The 18,483-nt window shown below is 39.4% G+C and carries 13 protein-coding genes; 6 read left to right on the top strand and 7 right to left on the bottom strand.

What is annotated here, in order from left to right; all coding sequences use genetic code 11:
• The first annotated feature begins 299 nt into the window (after positions 1 to 299).
• From tagD to ACFVSH_RS01740, 4 genes are all read left to right on the top strand, one after another.
• Positions 300 to 698, top strand: a complete 399-nt coding sequence (gene tagD, locus ACFVSH_RS01755) for a glycerol-3-phosphate cytidylyltransferase (RefSeq protein WP_057278149.1) — start codon at positions 300 to 302, stop codon at positions 696 to 698.
• The gene (locus tag ACFVSH_RS01750; RefSeq protein WP_387704479.1) at positions 691 to 1,854 is read left to right on the top strand and encodes a CDP-glycerol glycerophosphotransferase family protein; all 1,164 of its coding nucleotides are present in this window, start codon (positions 691 to 693) and stop codon (positions 1,852 to 1,854) included. The genes tagD and ACFVSH_RS01750 overlap by 8 nt, the downstream gene beginning before the upstream one ends.
• A 276-nt stretch (positions 1,855 to 2,130) precedes the next feature.
• On the top strand, positions 2,131 to 3,165 hold the full coding sequence (locus ACFVSH_RS01745) for a C40 family peptidase (RefSeq protein ID WP_387704477.1): 1,035 nt from the start codon (positions 2,131 to 2,133) through the stop codon (positions 3,163 to 3,165).
• A gap of 289 nt (positions 3,166 to 3,454) precedes the next feature.
• On the top strand, positions 3,455 to 4,381 hold the full coding sequence (locus tag ACFVSH_RS01740) for an LCP family glycopolymer transferase (RefSeq protein ID WP_260286801.1): 927 nt from the start codon (positions 3,455 to 3,457) through the stop codon (positions 4,379 to 4,381).
• A 20-nt stretch (positions 4,382 to 4,401) separates the two neighbouring features.
• Here ACFVSH_RS01740 and ACFVSH_RS01735 read toward each other — a convergent pair whose 3' ends face one another.
• The 3 genes from ACFVSH_RS01735 to secA form a co-directional block, all read right to left on the bottom strand.
• Positions 4,402 to 6,189, bottom strand: a complete 1,788-nt coding sequence (locus tag ACFVSH_RS01735; protein WP_387704475.1) for an LTA synthase family protein — start codon at positions 6,187 to 6,189, stop codon at positions 4,402 to 4,404.
• A gap of 244 nt (positions 6,190 to 6,433) precedes the next feature.
• Positions 6,434 to 6,895: an SLAP domain-containing protein gene (locus ACFVSH_RS01730; protein ID WP_387601238.1), complete on the bottom strand. Its 462-nt coding sequence runs from the start codon at positions 6,893 to 6,895 to the stop codon at positions 6,434 to 6,436.
• A complete protein-coding gene (gene secA / locus ACFVSH_RS01725) occupies positions 6,892 to 9,276 on the bottom strand; it encodes a preprotein translocase subunit SecA (RefSeq protein ID WP_387704473.1) in 2,385 nt (794 codons plus the stop codon). Before secA ends, ACFVSH_RS01730 begins: the two co-directional genes overlap by 4 nt.
• A 261-nt stretch (positions 9,277 to 9,537) precedes the next feature.
• On the opposite strand from secA, the gene ACFVSH_RS01720 reads away from it, so the two are divergent.
• On the top strand, positions 9,538 to 10,971 hold the full coding sequence (locus ACFVSH_RS01720) for an alkaline phosphatase (RefSeq protein WP_387704472.1): 1,434 nt from the start codon (positions 9,538 to 9,540) through the stop codon (positions 10,969 to 10,971).
• Between the two features lie 292 nt (positions 10,972 to 11,263).
• Here ACFVSH_RS01720 and ACFVSH_RS01715 read toward each other — a convergent pair whose 3' ends face one another.
• The 3 genes from ACFVSH_RS01715 to ACFVSH_RS01705 form a co-directional block, all read right to left on the bottom strand.
• Positions 11,264 to 13,333, bottom strand: a complete 2,070-nt coding sequence (locus tag ACFVSH_RS01715; RefSeq protein WP_387601246.1) for a SpoIID/LytB domain-containing protein — start codon at positions 13,331 to 13,333, stop codon at positions 11,264 to 11,266.
• A 256-nt stretch (positions 13,334 to 13,589) separates the two neighbouring features.
• The gene (locus tag ACFVSH_RS01710) at positions 13,590 to 15,596 is read right to left on the bottom strand and encodes a penicillin-binding transpeptidase domain-containing protein (protein WP_387704470.1); all 2,007 of its coding nucleotides are present in this window, start codon (positions 15,594 to 15,596) and stop codon (positions 13,590 to 13,592) included.
• 155 nt (positions 15,597 to 15,751) lie between these two features.
• Positions 15,752 to 17,188 carry a hypothetical protein gene (locus tag ACFVSH_RS01705; RefSeq protein ID WP_387704468.1) on the bottom strand — a complete coding sequence of 479 codons (1,437 nt, stop codon included), beginning with the start codon at positions 17,186 to 17,188 and terminating at the stop codon, positions 15,752 to 15,754.
• Positions 17,189 to 17,654: 466 nt separating this feature from the next.
• On the opposite strand from ACFVSH_RS01705, the gene ACFVSH_RS01700 reads away from it, so the two are divergent.
• Entirely contained in the window at positions 17,655 to 17,798 is a 144-nt protein-coding gene (locus ACFVSH_RS01700) for a hypothetical protein (protein ID WP_260286816.1), read from the top strand.
• 28 nt (positions 17,799 to 17,826) lie between these two features.
• Here the strand turns inward: ACFVSH_RS01700 and ACFVSH_RS01695 are convergent, their stop codons facing one another.
• A complete protein-coding gene (locus tag ACFVSH_RS01695) occupies positions 17,827 to 18,144 on the bottom strand; it encodes a hypothetical protein (RefSeq protein WP_387601256.1) in 318 nt (105 codons plus the stop codon).
• Positions 18,145 to 18,483 lie beyond the last annotated feature (339 nt).

Here is an 18,483-nt window from a genome sequence, read left to right as displayed (position 1 = left end):
ATTATGCCCTACAGAGTAAGACAAATTAGTCAACATTTTATTTTAGCTTAAAAATTAATATTTACAATAATCATCAATGTAAAAAATTGTGGTTTATTTGTAAAAAAATTGTGGTTTATTTGTAAAGCTATTAAGTTATAATTAGTTAGAGAATGCCATTACCTAAAAAATATAGGAATAAAACAAGCAGAATTGAAATGCTAGCTGCCTGTTTCATTGTTCCATTTCATATTCTAATAGACCAAATATATATGATTTTGATTGAATAACAGTTTAAGAGTCTTAAAGGAGGAATAAAAATGAAGAAAGTAATCACTTACGGAACCTTTGATTTGCTTCATTGGGGCCATATCAATCTATTAAAACGCGCTAAAGATTTAGGAGATTATCTGATTGTTGCCATTTCGACGGATGAATTCAATGCTTTAAAAGATAAAAAAGCTTATCATAGCTTTGAAAATAGAAAAATGATCCTTGAATCAATCCGTTATGTGGATGAAGTTATACCGGAAGACAATTGGGAACAAAAGCGGGAAGACATCGTTCGTGAAGGTGTAGATATTTTTGTAATGGGTGATGACTGGAAAGGCCAATTCGATGAATTATCCGAAGTTTGTGAAGTGGTCTACCTTCCAAGGACAATCGGCATTTCGACTTCCCAAATTAAAGATGACCTTTTACAAGTAACTAATGGCTAAAGAATTCGCGATAGGGATTTATCTTTTTTGTTTCAAAGTTTTATTCTCTATCTTTAAACTTTTCCCTTTACATGACAAAACGACCTTTGTCACATCATTCGGGGACAATTGCCAATATATCGCAGATGAAATGGACAAGCAGGACATTTCCGTTCAAAAAGTTTTTTTAATGAAATCAAGCAGTTCTATACAAGTTAGGGACGATGGGGAAACCATCGTCCTTCCGTTTGAATCAAAAAATATCATTGCCATGATCCAGTCGATTTATCATCTGGCTACATCAAAATGGATCATCATCGATAATTATTTTGGCTTTCTTTCAGCCATTGCATTCAAAAGGCAAGTGACCTGTGTTCAAGTATGGCATGCGGCAGGTGCCGTTAAGCAATTCGGGGCAAAGGACCCTTCCATTCAAAACCGTTCAGCCGGTGCAAGGAGAAGATTTTTAGAGGTATATAAAAAATTTGATTATGTTACGGCAGGTTCAGAAATAATGGCAGGGATTTATCAGGAAAGTTTTCAACTGCCAGCATCCCATATCCTAAGGACTGGAATACCTCGGACCGATTTCTTCTTTAATGATGAATCAAAAAGAACTGCCCGTAATGCTTTGCTGGCCAAGTATCCAGAACTTGAACATAAGAAAATCATATTATATGCCCCTACATTTCGTAATGACAGCTTGAACGACGGAGAGATTGCACTTGATTTGGAATTGCTCTTCAAGGAACTTCAGGACGAAGATTATGCGTTATTACTGAAACTGCATCCATCTGTAAAAGCAGAGCATGATTTACAAGATAAATTTCCGGGATTCATTTACCCTGTAATTAGTGAATTTCACGTTAATCAACTGCTGATCAGTACGGATCTTTTAATTACCGATTACTCATCGATACCATTTGAATTCTCTTTTTTGGGAAGACCCATGATATTCTTTGCATATGACTTAGAAAAGTATGTGCAGGAACGGGGATTCTGGGAGGACTACTCTTCTTCCATGCCTGGACCCGTGGTATCTACCACAGAAGAGCTCTTAAGGGAAATCCGTACCGCCGATCATTCATTAATGAAGATCGCTTCCTTTAACCAAAAATGGAATGAATACTCCACGGGAAATTCAAGCAGGGATTTAGTTGATTTCCTTTTTAAATAAAACCACCCACTTCGTAAAACGAAGTGGGTTTTCATTTTTTTCATGCATACCCTAAAAACAGGTGTAGTTTTACAGCAAATGACAAACGAAAACATAAAAATCCACAATGTGAAAAAAGACTCATAATATAGAAAATATTGTAGATTACAATACTCAAACCCCACCAATATAAACCAGTAAAATAATACTATTTTCCCCATGTAATAAAAATGTAATATGTTTATCCCCAAATAATTTGTTAGAATAGGGAAAAAGACATATTAGAGGTGGAAAACCGTGAAAAAAAGTGTTGTCGCATTTTCGACATTAGCCATTTTATCTTCGACTTTTGTTTCTCCTGCCCTTGCCGGTACATATACAGTTAAAAGCGGTGATAATTTAAGTAAAATCGCCCAGAAGCATAATACGACGGTAAAAGACTTAAAACAGCTTAATAACTTAAAATCAGACTTTTTGAGAATCAATCAGAAATTAATTACACCCAACTCCACAACAACATCAAATGCTTCTTCTGTTTCCGTGAAAAAAACAAATAAAACCACATATACCATTGTTTCAGGTGATACCTTAACAAGGATAGCAAACAAGCATGACCTTACACTTGCTGAATTGATGAAAATGAATAACTTAAAATCCGATAGAATTTATGCAGGCGCCAAACTTATCGTATCTAAATCAACTACCACCACTACCATTGATTTACCAGGCAGCTCCAAACCATCCAATGTGACACAGACCCCAGCCGATTCGTCTATATACATAGTGGTAAAAGGTGACACCCTTTCTAAGATTTCCAAGGAAACCAACTTGTCTGTAGCCCAGCTTAAATCAATCAACTCGTTAAAGTCCGATTTAATCAGAGTGGGTCAAAAACTAAAATTAAGTAAATCGGCAAGCACTGCAGATAATAACGATGTTGGAAAAGTGGAAGCCCCAAGTTCGGGGAACAAAGTGGCCCAGCTCGTTTCCGAAGCAAAGAAATTAATTGGTACACCTTATTCGTGGGCGGGTGCCTCCCCATCAGGTTTCGATTGCAGCGGATTTATTTACTATACGTTCAAGAAGGCTGGGTATGATGTTCCGAGGCTTTCATCTTCCACATATTATGATATGAGTAAAAAAGTTACTTCACCGAAAACCGGCGATCTTATCTTCTTTGCAACTGGTTCCAATAAATCAGTGGTAAACCATATGGGAATCTACTTGGGCGGCGGGGAATTCATTCATGCCTCATCAAGTAAGGGAGTAACAATCAGTAGTACTTCAAACTCTTATTTCAAAAGTAAATTCATCGGTTATAGAAGTTTATAAGATTTTCTTGCCAGACTTTCCTCTTAAAGTCTGGCAATTTCATGCAAAAGTATCATAGTTTCTCTATCTCCAGGTTATACAATTTACAAAACATTCGAATGATTTGCCAACGAAGGAATTCGGTTTCTCTAGAATCCTTCGTTTTTTTGGATGAAAAAAGGTAAATATGCACTCTAAGTACAAAAAGAAACTATTCTATTTTTGACAAAAAAAAGGTATAGTTAAAAATACCGACTAGGTACTTTTTCACACCTTCCATTTTGTGGGATGGTTAAGGGAGGAATATTAGATGAGATCCGAACATAAAAAAAAGAAAAAGAAACGCAAAACGTTTAAAATAATCGGCTTCACCCTTCTTATCCTTTTCATTGGCGCAGGTGTTTATGGCGCTTCCGTTTATCAATCATTGGCCGGTGCGATCAGCACCATGCAGGGTACAGCACATAAAACGGATAAGCGAGTAGAGGACATCAAGTTCAAAAGCAAAGATCCATTTTCATTACTAATTCTTGGTGTGGATGAAAGAAAGAATGACTCAGGTCGATCAGATACGATGATTGTCATGACGGTTAATCCTAAAAAGGAATCGATTGAGTTATTGAGTTTACCGAGAGATACCCGTACGGAGATCATCGGTAAAGGTACAACCGATAAAATGAACCATGCCTATGCATATGGTGGAATTGCCATGTCGATAAATACAGTGGAAGCCTATTTGGATATTCCGATTGATTATTACGTCAAAATGAATATGGAAGGCTTTCAGGATATTGTGAATGCTGTTGGTGGTGTCACAGTCGATAATGATATGGACCTTGCCTATAAAGGATATACCTTCAACAAAGGCACAATCGACTTAAATGGTAAAGAGGCCTTGATTTATTCCCGAATCCGTAAAGAAGATCCCCGCGGGGATTATGGACGGCAAATGCGGCAACGCCAGGTTATCCAAGCTGTCATGAAAAAAGGGGCAAGCCTTTCAACTCTTACCAATTATGACGATATATTCGAAGCTCTGGGTAAAAACGTGGAAACTAATTTAAGCTTCAATGACATGTTAAGTATCCAAAATAACTACAAATCATCCCTCAAAAATATTGAACAATATACACTTGAAGGTGACAATCAAAGGGTAAACGGCATTTGGTACAATATCGTTCCAGAAGAAACAAAGCTAGAAGCCCAAAATCGTGTGAAAGCACATCTCGGATTATAATGGATGGAGGATGGCTTTTATCAGTCATCCTCTTTTTTTACCTTTTTCCCAATTGGTTTAAAGTAATCTGAACGTATCACTTGATCACTCAGTTCGATCTCCTTTTGGTCTTCAGGTGAAAAACCATCGACCTTGCCCTCCCCATTTATTTTCATTTGAGAACCATAATCCCCTTTCAATATCAAAGCATCGCCCTCATCGCCATTCAGCATGCTCTCTCCAAAGTATGAAGAACTCTTAATATTGAACAGATCATATAAAGTTGGTAGAATATCGATTTGGCCCGCTACCTTATCAATCGTTCTTCCTTCCATACCCTCCTGATAAATGATCACGGGAATGGGCATATATTTTTCAATCCACTCTTCATCGCTAATTTTACTGCCGTAATACGCTTCAACCTCGTGTTTATCTTTTAAAAATAGGCCATCATGATCTCCGTATATGACAATCACGCTGTCTTTCATTTTCCCGTCATCCTTCAACTTCTTTATGAAATCCCCGATGGCTGAATCTGTATAATGAATCGCTTCAAAATATTTGGTCAGGTAACTGTTCTCTTTTCCTGCTTCAGGCTTCAATGTTATCTGTTCTTTCGGCAGTGAAAAAGGTACATGGCTGGTCAAAGTAACGAAAAAGGCGTAATAGGGATTTCGTTTATCTTTTAAGAAATCATAGCTTTGATTGAAAAAACTGCGGTCTCCCAAGCCCATCGAAATCATCTCATCCTGCTGCATATCCTCTATGGAAAGATAGTCATCAAACCCTAACGAGGGATATGCATGCTGCCTATTCCAAAAGTCTTCTTCATCTCCGTGGAAAGCAAAACTTTGATAATCCGACTTCTTTAATTCCTTAGCAAGACCTGGAAAATCATTATAAGGGAATCGAAAAAAGGTCGCACCTTGCTTTAAAGGAAATAGACCGGTATTCACGATAAGTTCTCCGTCAGATGAATTTCCAAATACCGTCTGTGGATATACATTCGGGAAGTACAATCCCCCTTTCGCCAGTTCATTCATGAATGGCGTGACCTCCTGCCCGGCACTGCTTTGAAATAGCGGAAACGACTGTAAAGATTCCACCTGGATGATAATCAGATTATTCCCCTCCAAGGATCCGGAATGGACATTTTCCTTTCTTTTCTTTTTGTTGAAGTAATCAGAAACGGCCTTCTTTTCTTCCGAGGACATTCCATGCCTTCCCGAGTCAATAAAATAGGCATATGTATCCAATGCGTGATGACCGATAGGCCCCCAGTTTCGCAAGAAGGTATTCGCCTCATAACGCCGGGTTATATCCACTTTGTCGAAAAAGATATTCTTAACCGGCTTTAATCCTGCTATCATCAGGAATATTACGGCCGGCACTAGTGCCATATGCTTGAGGGGGTATTTTTTCTTTACAAATGATTCAGCAATTGGGATGCCTACCAGAAGAAAGATTGCATCCTTCAGTTCCATCATACTGAATATACTTTCACCTAGCCCATTCAGATTGCTTTTTTGCATCCACATATAGGAAGTTAAAGGTGTCGAATAATAACGATAAAACCAGATGTCCCCAAGGAAAAAGACCATGATCGAAAGAAGGAAAACTGAAAAAATGATGCCCTTTACGATTCGGTTCGTTATCCATTCCTTCAAATAAACAATAAAACCGGCAACACCGATGATTATCGTAATGATTCCAATAGTAAGATCGTTACCCATCCTATCATTTGTATAAGTGAAAAGTATGGTCACGATTGAAAATGACAATATCTCAAATAGCCTCTCCTTCAATCGTTGATTCAGGTTATTCTTCATGCTCCTGCCACTTTCCTCTTCATTATTTCCAAGCCTTAGTAATGCCTGATTGCGGAAGATTACTTATAAATATTACTTAGCGTTGCCATTTATGAGAAATTGCACACAGAAAACAGCATAAATATTTGGCACTAATGACTTCCCTAATAAACAAAAAGCCTTCATCACTAAAAGGATGAGGGCTTTGCTTTGGCATTCCGGCAAAAAAGCTGCAGATTGCCGCTAGACTCATGCTGTTTTTTTCCTACTTTCCCTTCCATTCAAAAGCAATCTTCCAACCTTCATCAGGGATCGATTCCGCCAACATATCTTCTTCCTCGAATAAGAAACGCCATGGCATGCTTGAGAGTGCTGGAACCTCACCAAGCTCTGTAAGATCGAATGTCTTTTTTGCGAGGAATTTTCCATCTCCATCAACTAACAGTAAATCCACGATATCAAACCTGACAGCTTTCTCTATTGAATTTCGTAGAAAAGCCACTATGATTACATCATCTTCCGCCCTGGTCAGCTTGATGCCCGAAATTGAAATTTGGTTCGGTTTTAATGCAGGCAGCCTTTTATGGTGGAATTTATATACATATTCCTCTTGCTTAGAAATTTCCCACCCTTTATGAAACATCAGGGCAGTATGAATGGTGTCATCCTGATTTAATAACTCATGTACATCTGAAGCTGCATTATCCCTTTTTCCAAATAAACTCATCGTTCCTCACCCTCCAAAGCAGCTGCATCTTCCCGATTGCTTTTCATATATTCCATAAAACGGATGCTTATCTCCGACTCAATTTTACTTAATAGAAGGTTGAATTGACTGAGAGCCGCTTTTTCAAACAGTGTATATGGGGCCTGCTGACCATATCCGCTTAAACCAATGCCTTCCTTCAGACTGTTCATTTCATCTAAATGGTTCATCCAATTTGTATCAATATGCTGCAGCATGAAAGCACGCAACTGGTTTCCCCATTCTGCATCATTTTGAAAGATCATCAGCCTCAGCCTCGATTCCAATTCCCCTAAAGCATCCAACGCTTTTCCTTCAATTTGACCTTCTGGATCCTGAAAATCACTTGCCTGCCAACCTAACGACAGGAAAACATGGGAAAGCTCTTCAATATAGGCATGGGGATCAGGTTCAACCATATGTTCAGGATAATATTTCACTGTGAGCCGAGTAATATATTTTTCGATATATTCAAGTAAAAGGGCCGGCATCCTTCCAGGGTCCATATCAAGTATCCGATCTCTCATTGCATAGATGATTTTACTCTGCTCATTTAATGAATGTTCTAACTTCAATAGATGGTAACGGCTTGATTGATGCATCTGCTCTACTGTTTCCTGAACCATTTTAACGAATTTATCAGGTGCAGGGCTTAGCACCAATCCATTTTCATCCGTTTTGATTTTCTTGATATAACGCCCGATTTCTTCTTCATCATAGTAATCAAACAAATCATCTTCCAAAGAAATGATGAATTGTGTTGAACCAGGATCACCCTGCCGGCCGGAACGTCCTCTTAGCTGCATATCGATCCGGCGGCTTTCGTGCCGCTCCGTACCGATAATATGAAGGCCGCCCAATTCCTTGACATCATTCGCAAGTAATATATCAGTTCCTCTCCCAGCCATGTTCGTAGCCAGCATCACTTGATTTTTTTGCCCGGCATTCGCGATGATTTCCGCTTCATCCGCTTCCGTCTTCGCATTAAGGATTTGATGTTTGATATTGCCCTTCTTTAGTTGAACTGAAATTTTTTCAGATTGCTCAATGGAGGTCGTCCCGATCAGAATAGGTCTGCCTCCATCATGTATCCGTTTTACTTCCGAGACGATTTTGTTGATTTTACTAGTTTCATCTTTATAAATCAAATCAACCTCATCAACTCGAATGATGGGGTCATTAGTTGGAATTTCAATGACGGGGAGCTGATATATTTCCTGGAATTCAGACTTTGATGGCATGGCACTGCCTGTCATCCCAGACATTGAATGATATAATCGAAAATAATTTTGGACGGTAATCATGGCCTGTGTTTCATTCTCTTCGGAAATCTCCAATCCCTCTTTTGCCTCAATCGCTTGATGAAGCCCATCACTGAAGCTTCTCCCTTCCATCACCCTGCCTGTGAATTTATCGATGATTGCAACTCTTCCATCGATGACAATGTAGTCCGCATCCAATTTCATGATTGCATGGGCTTTTAGCGCCTGTGTAACATTATGTAATAACTCTTGATGTTCCATTCCATACAGATTGTCGATACCAAAGGCCTCTTCAATCTTGGCAGACCCTTGATCCGTAAAATAGGCAGACCTTGACTCGCTGAAAATCTCGTAATCATCATTTTCTATAAATGTCTTCATGATTTGTGCCGTGATTTGGTAAAGCTCTGTTCCGTCGCTTGCCCTGCCCGCAATGATTAATGGTGTCCTCGCTTCATCAATCAAGATGCTGTCAATCTCATCGACGATGGCAAATCGGTGTCCTCTCTGAACCTTTTCTTCTCTTCGGTAAACCATATTATCACGCAAATAATCAAAACCGAACTCTGTTGCCGTTCCATACGTGATATCTGCAGCATACGCTTCACGTTTTGCGGAAGGCCCCATTTGGGAAATGTTCAAACCAACCGTCAACCCTAGAAATTCATGAATTTGTCCCATTAACTCCATATCACGTCTGGCCAAATATTCATTGGCCGTAATGATATGGACACCATTACCGTACAGTGCATGTAAATAGCTAGGCAAAGTGGAGACAAGCGTCTTCCCCTCGCCCGTATTCATTTGTGCGATGCCCCTTTCACTCAGGACAAAACCGCCTGCAAGCTGAACATCATGGTGCCTAAGATTGAATACTCGTTTAGAAGCCTCCCTCACGACCGCAAAAGCATCTGTTTGTATATCCAATATATTGTCACCAGCATCCAATACGCTTTTAAATCTATCCTTCATTCCGCTTAATTCCAGATCTGAATAACTTTCATATTTACCCTCTAGCCGATTCACATCTTCTACCAACTTATAAATTCTCTTTAAGTCTTTAGAACCTTCTTTGAAGAACTTTTTCATACTGGATAGCATAGGGTTTTCTCTCCTATTAATTCAATTGAACTTTAGTGAAATTATATCAGTTAAATATTTACTGTTTGTTAATTATCACCTTCATATTGTAATTATATAGAAATCCTTTCTTTTTTTGAAAGATAAATTACGTAAAAAGCGGCTGGATGCCCTTCCATAAAAGGCGCTAAAAAGATTAACTCCATCCTGAAAATCAAGGAGGGGATTTTTTATCGATTTAAACAAATAATAGGAAGACTTTCAACCACTGGAGGATTACAGATGAATAAGACAAGCAGAAAATTCATTCATAAACTTGCACAGCCGCGTCACTTTGGATTATTCGTTCTTATATTTTGCTTTATTTACATGAGCTCCCCTATTCAAGCAGAGACAAAAAACACCCCCAAGAATGTCATATTGCTGATTGGCGACGGCATGGGGGTAGGGGCCATAGAGATTGCCCGGCAATTGGAATATGGAAAGACAGGTGTTCTACATTTGGAACAACTGGAGCATGTTGCCCTGATGCGCACGTATTCCGCCAATAATTTCGTCACTGACTCAGCTGCCGGAGGGTCCGCGATTGCCACTGGTATAAAAACCAACAATGAATCAATCGGTGTCGATGCCAATGGTTCCGAGGTGGATAGTATATTGGATGCGTTTCAGAACGATGGGAAAAAAGTGGGGATCATCTCAACCAATATGGTAGTCGATGCCACACCCGCTGCCTTTGGTGCAAGTGTTCCTAACCGCTGGACAGGTGGCGCAAATATCGCGAGGCAGCTATTTGATAACCGAATCGACGTCATTCTCGGCGGAGGTGCCAGCTATTTCAAGGCGGATAAGCAGAATGGCGAGGATTTAATCGCTAAATTTAAACAAGCTGGATATGGGTTTACGACGACGAAAGAAGAACTGAATTCCATTAATAAACCGGAAAAACTTTTAGGGTTATTTCACCCTACCTATATGAATTTTAAACTGGATAAAGAAGTATTACATTCTCAAGAGCCATCCCTGCCCGAAATGACAGCCAAAGCGCTGGATATTTTATCAAGGGGTGATAAAGGATTTTTCTTGATGGCAGAAGGTGCGCGTATTGACCATATGGAGCATGCAGCCGATATCACCGGAATATGGAAAGAAACGATCGAATTTGACCAAACCGTGAAAGAGGTAGTAAATTGGGCAAAAAATCGAAATGATACATTGATTGTTGTACTTGCAGACCACGAAACAATGGGGACCTCCGCTTCTGAAACAATGGATATCACCGCATTGAAAAAAATCAAGGTTTCATCTGAATATATGTCCAAACAGCTTACATTCGATAAAAATAATGAAATCAATCCAGAAAGTGTCGTCTCCACATTCAAGAAGTATGCACATATATCCCTTACGGATCAGGAAGTCGACCAATTCATCGATAACGTAAAAAAGAATAGAACGCTTGTCTATCGACAACATCAAATCGATTGGGAAATCGGAAGCACCATCGCCAGGCACCATAAGGCGGGTGTAGCTGATCGAAGCATACGGGCAGCCAGTTCCACAGGAGGGCACACAGCCAATATGATTCCCGTTTTCGCCTCTGGTCCAGGAAGTGAAGCCTTCGATGGAGTCCTAGAAAATACGGATATTTCGAAAATCATCACAAAAGCCGCCGATGTTCCGTTCACTCCCGGTCAGCATAAAACAAAAGAGGAATGAAGACATTCATTCGCCTCTTAAAATTCTATCTCATACATTCGATTTTTTTCGGTACGCATTTCTATTGAAGTCCGTTAACTCAAAGCTTTAGTGAGTATACTCGTGAGTTTGGGGCGTTTACTCGTGAGTTTGGTGTGTTTACTCGTGAGTTTGGCCCATTTACTCGTGAGTTTGTGACGTTTACTCGTGAGTTTGGGGCGTTTACTCGTGAGTTTGCGCTTTACTCGTGAGTTTGATGAAGAATCTAAATATCTTTATACAAAAAGACGCCATAAATTGACGTCCTCCTCATTCATTTTTTTACATGTTTTTTTAATACATACCCAATTTGGCTTCCCTTTTTCACTTTATACCATTCATCTTGTTGAGACAGGATCGTTACGGCTTGGTCCCTGTATAGATTCCCGACCGTTTCAGAGGATGCATTTTTATTTTCTTTCATATATAATTCGCTTGCTGTCACTATTCCCGTGGTCTTCCTAATGGAGACTTTCGTTGAAATGGATTTCTTGTTTTCACTCTTATCCTTAGCGGAGATTGTCACCGTAAACATCCCGTTGGACATATTTTTGAAATCCCAGGTTGCCGATTGCCTGCCTTTATTGAACTGCCTTTCAGAAAGGATGCCAACAACCTTTCCTTTACTGTTCTTAATTGCCACTGTTACATTTGCGTTTTCATTAATGGTATAGGTTATGTTCGCTTTCTCGGTACTATAATCACCCGATGTATTGACATCGGTTATTTTCGGTGCCGACGTATCTTTACTGATCTTAATCGCCATCATGTCCGAACCTTCAATCCCGCTTCGGTCCATTGCTGATATTTCTGCTTCATATGTACCGTTACTTACCGCTTTTGTATTCCAGATTGCTGAATGGGTACCCTTTTTCATTGTTTGGTCACGGACTGGGGTAGCTAAGGCTTTCCCTTTACTATTTTTAATCGTGAGTGTTACCACAGCATCTTCTTTTAGGGAGTATGTGATTCCAACCTCATCATTTAAACGATCCGTCTCCGCTTTCATGTTTACTGAATTCGGTTCCGACTTTACGACAAGTTCCGTTTTAGATCCAGCACCTGGTCCATATTCCTTTTCTATAGTTGTGTCAGGATAATAAAACCCCAAAATCTCTTGATATGATTGGCCTCCCTCCGCTCTGTTTTTCGCTCCAAACTGACTTAGTCCTACACCATGCCCATATCCTAATCCTTTAATGGAAATTATTGAAGGATCGGTAGATGAATGGTCAACCAAATAGCTTTTCATCACCTCTTGCCCCACCATGCCCCTGATTTTGGAAGCCGCGACATTAGTAAGCTTAACCGTTTGCTGCAAAAGTTTCCCCCTGTCATCAACGAGATCCCTTACATAGAAATTCAGTTGGATGGAGCCTTTCGTTACACGGCCTCCCGTTTTTTCATCTGTAAATGTTAACAAGGGAATATCCGTTATTTTAATATCTTTATTCGCATATCCATTATTCTTCAGCCAAACCTTCAGTTTCGGCACAACCGTTTCATCTTTTTCCTTTACACTTGCCCACCATTCTTCCGGTTTAGATAAATCCATTTTTGAAAGGTCGATTTGCTGTTTGTCCAGCATTATCTCCCAATTGGTTTTCGAATCATAGAGATCTTCTTTTATAGATAAATATGCAAGGGGGTTGCCACTTGACCAAACATTTGAATTCAATTCGGTCATTCCTCCATTGCTTGAGGAAAAGAACGCTTCGATTATTTCGCCATCATGTTTGATTACCATGCCCTTTGTCTGTTCAATGGCTGAATTAGTTCGATAGTGACCGGCAGCCCCCCCATATACTTGGTAAGAAACCGTATCATCAATTATTGTGGATTGATGGCGAAGTGCATAAGTCCGGGCGGCAATCGCCTGTGCTTTTAAGGCTTCGGCATGCCATAGTGCGGGCATCTCCAGCGGGACAACACCCTTTAGATAATCTTCCATATAAACATGATTGATTGGCCGGATGTAACCGTCCTCCGCTGTAAATGAAAATGAGCCAAAATACGGACGGCCGTTTATGGACAATGAAGCATCAGGTTTAACTGGAATTACCTTAAAGGAAGCATAAGACCCCGTTTTCTTAAAACCTTTGTATACGGCAAGTTTAGCCGACTCCACTTTCAAAGTCAGATTTTCACCCGCTCTAATGAATATCTCCCCCCCTGAAGTACGGTAGTCCCCGGTTGCCGTTATTTTGACACTGGTTCTATTCCCCAAATAATTCTTCAGTTTCACTTCCATCGTTGTATTCTCTTCCGCTGCCGTTTCTTCATGAGAAGGAAATGTAAAAAAAATGATAAAGAAAGCGATAAACAAATACCTTAAACTTCTCATTGCTTTTCATCCTCATCCCTATTCTATTTATCTTTAGCATGGGTAATGGCCTGGAAGATGTCACTGCTGCAGAAATCGGATCCCGCTTGCGGTACTCTTTTTACATTCTGTATGTCCGACTCATTATCCTTCAAATCCAGTTTTATTGTCTTAACAAAATGGAATCCTCAACGTGTGAAAAAATAAAAGCAGGACATGGAAGAAACCATGTCCTGCTTTTTAGTGGTAAATGCTTGCTGCATTTTCACCCGCTTCTTTACTTCAAATACTTTTTCAACACCGGTTTCATATGATCGATAACGACATGGCTGCCGCCTCGTCCTTTTACATCTTCCATCATCCATGCCATGAGAAGTTCCGGGTCTTCTGTGTCCATGGCAACAAACCAGCCATTTTCTGTTCCGTCGGCATTTTTGGATGCCTTGATTTCGGCAGTTCCCGTTTTGGCAGCGATTTTGATGCCAAGATCATCTATTCCATGTCCGCTTCCTTTAGGATGTTCCACCACTTGTGTCAGCATCTTGGTGACCTGATTTGCTTGGTCTGCTGATATCGCATGTTCTTTCCATATTTTCTTTTCTGTTTTATCTCCTGTTATTAACGAAGGTGTCAGGATGTTTCCTTCATTCAAGAAGGCTGAATAGGTCATGGCGAGATGTAGCGTGCTCATTTGGACTTGCGCTTGACCATATCCGGCATCCGCCAAGCGCCCCTCACTGTCGATCTTACCGATGCTCGATGCTTTTATCGGATAATCGAAGTTCAAAGACTCATCAAATCCGAATGCCTTGAGTCCATTTGTGAATTTTTCCTTTCCAAGCCCCAAAGCTTTTTGGGCAAAGTAAATATTATCTGAATAAATTAATGCTTTTTCCATATCGATTGGAACACCGGGGTCCGCCACCCTTGTAATGGAATGATCTTTCCATGTTGATTGGGCCCACGTTTTCCCTTGGATATTGATCGAATCTTTCGGATCCACACCATTTTTCAGAGCGATTGCCGCAGTGATGGCCTTAATGGTTGAACCGGGTGCAAACGTCGAACTGAAGCGGTTCAAAAGTGGTTTGTCCGGGTCTTCTTCAAGCGCCTTTTGTTCCGCCTTTGTTATCCCGAAAATATATTTATTAGGATCGAATGACGGACTTGAAACAAGTGCAAGCGTTTCGCCTGTCTTCGGATCAATTGCCGATGCCGATCCAGTTTCGTTCTTATATTGCTCGAAGATATCTTTTTGAAGCTCGGCGTCGATGGTCAAGGTAATTGTTTCTCCCTCTTCAGCAGGCTTTTCAGCAATCACTTTTTCTTCGCCATCTTCGGTTTTAATAAAGATTTTACCTCCAGGTTCACCTTTAAGCCGCGCTTCCAACACTTCCTCAAGACCTCGCTTGCCAATAACGTCACTTGCGGTATAACCTTTTCCTTTGAATTTCTCCAGATCTTCCGCAGATGCCTCACCGACATATCCAATTAGATGGGCAGTAGCCTCTTTATACGGATATATACGCTCTTCCGTATTATTGACAGATACACCTGCAATGTTCAATAGCTTTTCCAAGGTTGCCGTATTATCATTTGACATCTTCTTGATGGGCACGAAATAGCTTGGCTTTACCCATGATTGTTTTAATTTCTGATTCACTTCGTCGGTTGACATTTTGAGGATTCCAGCGACCTTTTTAACCGTTTCGGATTCGTTGGCCATTTTCTCTGGCACTATCCCCACTTCTGCTACCGTTCCATTCATGGCAAGGCCGCGTTCATTTCTATCGACAATTTCGCCGCGAATGGCTGGATACGATTCAACCGATACCTTCTCTCCGGCTTCCAATTGAGGGAATATATAGCTTTCATCCCACTTGATGTACCAATTTTCTTCCTCGCCTTCCCCTTCCTTGACAAGTGTCGCTTTATGGTCAGAGCTGACAGCACCAGCCATAGTGGACATGTCAACGGTATATGAAAGGCTTACCTTTTCTCCATCTTTATGCTTTTTCTCTTCTTTAGGCTGTTTATAGTCCACCTTTAATTGGTCGGCTTCTATGCCCGTATAGATTTTTTCATAACGCTTCGCAAATTCATCCTCACTGATTTCTTTCTTTGTCTCAGGCGACAGATACTCGTACATCTTCGCAAAATCCTGTTTATTCCAAAGCTTCGTATATGCCGCAAAGCGATCTTCCGGACTTGGCTCATTCGAGCAGCCGGCCAGGAACAATACGCTCATCAACAATAAGCTGGAAACTAAAGCTAGTTTCTTCATGATTTCCTCCTAATGAATAGTTAGAATGATATACCTATAGTTTAGCAAAATATTAGGGGATTGGGGGATTTTGCATTCCGAATTTCTTAATTTTTCTAGTCGACCATGTTTTTTCTAAAACAAAAGTCCTGTACATGGTGTACAGGACTTTTATATTAAAGCATTCTTTTTTTTCGGCTTTTTTTCTCTTGCAGCCATTTTTTCAAAAAGAAAAAGCCCAAGATGGCCGAGATGACCAGACCGCTTGTCGTAACAATGACAGCTACCCATTCGTATAGGGTGTAATCCATATAGGCTTTCCACGGTAATTTCCCTTTCCAATCTTCAATATATAGATTCATTCCGAATATCCCGGAAACAACCGTATAGATCGTTAGTATTTGCAAGAGATAATTACTGCTTTTCCCAGACAGTTTATCCTGATTTTGATAAAGATAAGAAAGTGTTTCCTTCACTTCCTTGTAGAGAGCGGCAATCCTGAAGGCATCATCCGTTTTTTTGAATAGCTCTTTACCGATTGACGTACTATTAACTTCAGTGAATAAGTACTTTGCAGAAAACTGAGTGATCATGAAAATCAGCTGTTCCGTATTCGACTGATCTTTTTCCACATCTATCTTGGAATGTTCATGGGACAATTTAAGCAGTACGATTTTATAATAGAAGAAAAGCAACACTGTATAAAAATGCTGGCCATACATTTCGCTTGCCAGTTCCTGCTCCAGTTTACCTTTAGCTTTCGTGACACACGCAAAATGATACATGCTAGTTATATAATAGGTTTCCTTGCCCCACCTGTCATATACCCTTTCTTGATAATACTTGTCTATATAATCGGGGTTTAATGCGCCTATATATGGCTCACCATCATTGTCATACCCGTTCAGCTCACTGATGCGGAATAAATCATTTTTAGTAATATCACGATTCTCAGGGAATGCAGTATAACTGATCACGTACATTCTTTCATCGATGAAGAAGGGTAAACTGCCAAAATATGTAGGGTTACTTTGTTCTTCATCCATATATTCCTCAATTGGCGGCAATAGTTCATTGAAAATGAAATCCTTCACCTGTTCATACTGATTTTCCCGACAGCTTACTTTCGTTTTTTCTTCATCATCAGCGATCGGTTCGAGGATTCGGAATGTATCGCCAAAATAGAGCACATCATCATAAGAAAGCCCCTCAGGCAAAGTAATGCGAAGATTCATCATGCCAATATGAAATGGGCATATGAAAATATCTATAGAGTTGATAATAAATGGGGTATTTAGATAGGGTGATTCGAAGGTACAATCAATATCCAGCTTTTTCGTAAAACGCCGCAAGCCTTCCTTCTGTTTTGCATTGCTTGGAAATAAAATCGGCTCGATGTAAGGCATGAAATACTTTTCCAATTTACGGTGAGAAACATTATGGCCACCGTAAAATTGATTTTCTTGTTCCATATCTTTCAAATTCAAAAAAACGAAATTGTCCTTAAACAACTTTTCCACAAACTTTTCAATCATCTTTCCTTCAAGCGCAAATGGAAAAATGTACTGCTGGAAAGTTCGCTTAGTGGGATCATTTTTCATTTTCACATACATATAATATATTCCTCCGATTAAACTGCTGAAAAAAGGTTTAATTCATCTTATTTCTTATAATTACCCATGTATAGACAAACAAAACGAAACATATTATAGAAATAAAGTGGACAAATTGCCCAAATAAAAAAATCCCCCAAGCAAGTCCTCGGGGGCCATCGAAAAGAGTTCTTCAACCCTCTTCACTTTAGGGTACTAGAAACTGATGTTTCTAATGAAAAATCCGATATTCGGATTATTTTAGCATTTATTTAACGTATGAGAAAACGCGAAATTCCTCCATATTTAGGCAATACCACTTATTATTACCTTATTAATCCTTATATACAGTGATTCGCAGAAGAAAATATAACTATAGGAATAATTATGTAAATTTTTTGTTCATTATTTTTTCCCTTTATAATGAAAATCATGTTTTAACTAATGAGAAACGGGTAAACAAAAAAAGCAAAGGAGAGACATCATCATGAAATCCGATAGCAATAAACAACACTTTAAATTTTTTGAAAGAACAAATAACGCTAAACCAAGTGAACGGAAGCAAATGAGCGATTTCATCAAAAAGAAGATGAATACTCAAAACTCTCATTTAAATGGTAAAAACTCATGACGGGTTGTATGTCATGAGTTTTTATCGTTTAAAATGCGATTTCATTTCCCTTAAGGTTGTGCTTTATACATTTCTTGATGCCGATTACATTCAAAAAATGTTTGATTTTCTTCATCGAGGTTGCCTGATATTCATCTGCAATGGAAAACTCTTTAATATAAGCGATTTTTTCTTGTATATCTGTATCTATATGATCTTGGTTGTATTCTTTTTGATCTGATTTTTTGCATGTGTACACCACTGCTTCACCAATATTCCTGGTGGCCTTATCAAAATAAAAAGAAAACACAATGGCACATTCATCATCGTAAAAAGAGGGCTGAATCTTCATATTAATATCCATCATTAACCTTACACCTCTCTCCGTTTTGTTATTTACACTATAACAAAATCATTAAAGGGAAATAGGCGTTACAAACTACGCTCACGTTTCTTCCGCACCTACCAAATGAATCTTACACCCTCCATTCATAGATAATTATAACTACAGGAATATGCGCAAAAGAATAATCATTTAATAATGATAAAAAAAACATCTTCTAATGAAGATGCTTGAATGATTGATAGGGATGCTCCATTACTTATTTATATAAACCTGGAAGTTCTGCGTAAAGGCCTGGTAATTCGCTTGGGACAATAACAAAAGCAGCGATGATAAGAAAAGATACGACTAATGCTTTAGTAC

The sequence above is a fragment of the Peribacillus sp. NPDC058002 genome (assembly GCF_042886655.1).
Lineage (GTDB): Bacteria > Bacillota > Bacilli > Bacillales > DSM-1321 > Peribacillus > Peribacillus aracenensis.
Note: the sequence above shows the minus strand (reverse complement) of the source record. Positions and strands in the feature narration are given on the sequence as shown.

What these genes read in the sequence shown, in the direction of transcription:
- ACFVSH_RS01720 (WP_387704472.1), top strand. Translation starts at nt 9,538, where the DNA reads ATGAATAAGACAAGCAGAAAATTCATTCATAAACTTGCACAGCCGCGT.
- ACFVSH_RS01695 (WP_387601256.1), bottom strand. Translation starts at nt 18,144, where the DNA reads ATGATGGATATTAATATGAAGATTCAGCCCTCTTTTTACGATGATGAA.
- ACFVSH_RS01740 (WP_260286801.1), top strand. Translation starts at nt 3,455, where the DNA reads ATGAGATCCGAACATAAAAAAAAGAAAAAGAAACGCAAAACGTTTAAA.
- ACFVSH_RS01730 (WP_387601238.1), bottom strand. Translation starts at nt 6,895, where the DNA reads ATGAGTTTATTTGGAAAAAGGGATAATGCAGCTTCAGATGTACATGAG.
- ACFVSH_RS01735 (WP_387704475.1), bottom strand. Translation starts at nt 6,189, where the DNA reads ATGAAGAATAACCTGAATCAACGATTGAAGGAGAGGCTATTTGAGATA.
- ACFVSH_RS01710 (WP_387704470.1), bottom strand. Translation starts at nt 15,596, where the DNA reads ATGAAGAAACTAGCTTTAGTTTCCAGCTTATTGTTGATGAGCGTATTG.
- tagD (WP_057278149.1), top strand. Translation starts at nt 300, where the DNA reads ATGAAGAAAGTAATCACTTACGGAACCTTTGATTTGCTTCATTGGGGC.
- ACFVSH_RS01705 (WP_387704468.1), bottom strand. Translation starts at nt 17,188, where the DNA reads ATGTATGTGAAAATGAAAAATGATCCCACTAAGCGAACTTTCCAGCAG.
- ACFVSH_RS01750 (WP_387704479.1), top strand. Translation starts at nt 691, where the DNA reads ATGGCTAAAGAATTCGCGATAGGGATTTATCTTTTTTGTTTCAAAGTT.
- ACFVSH_RS01700 (WP_260286816.1), top strand. Translation starts at nt 17,655, where the DNA reads ATGAAATCCGATAGCAATAAACAACACTTTAAATTTTTTGAAAGAACA.
- ACFVSH_RS01715 (WP_387601246.1), bottom strand. Translation starts at nt 13,333, where the DNA reads ATGAGAAGTTTAAGGTATTTGTTTATCGCTTTCTTTATCATTTTTTTT.
- secA (WP_387704473.1), bottom strand. Translation starts at nt 9,276, where the DNA reads ATGCTATCCAGTATGAAAAAGTTCTTCAAAGAAGGTTCTAAAGACTTA.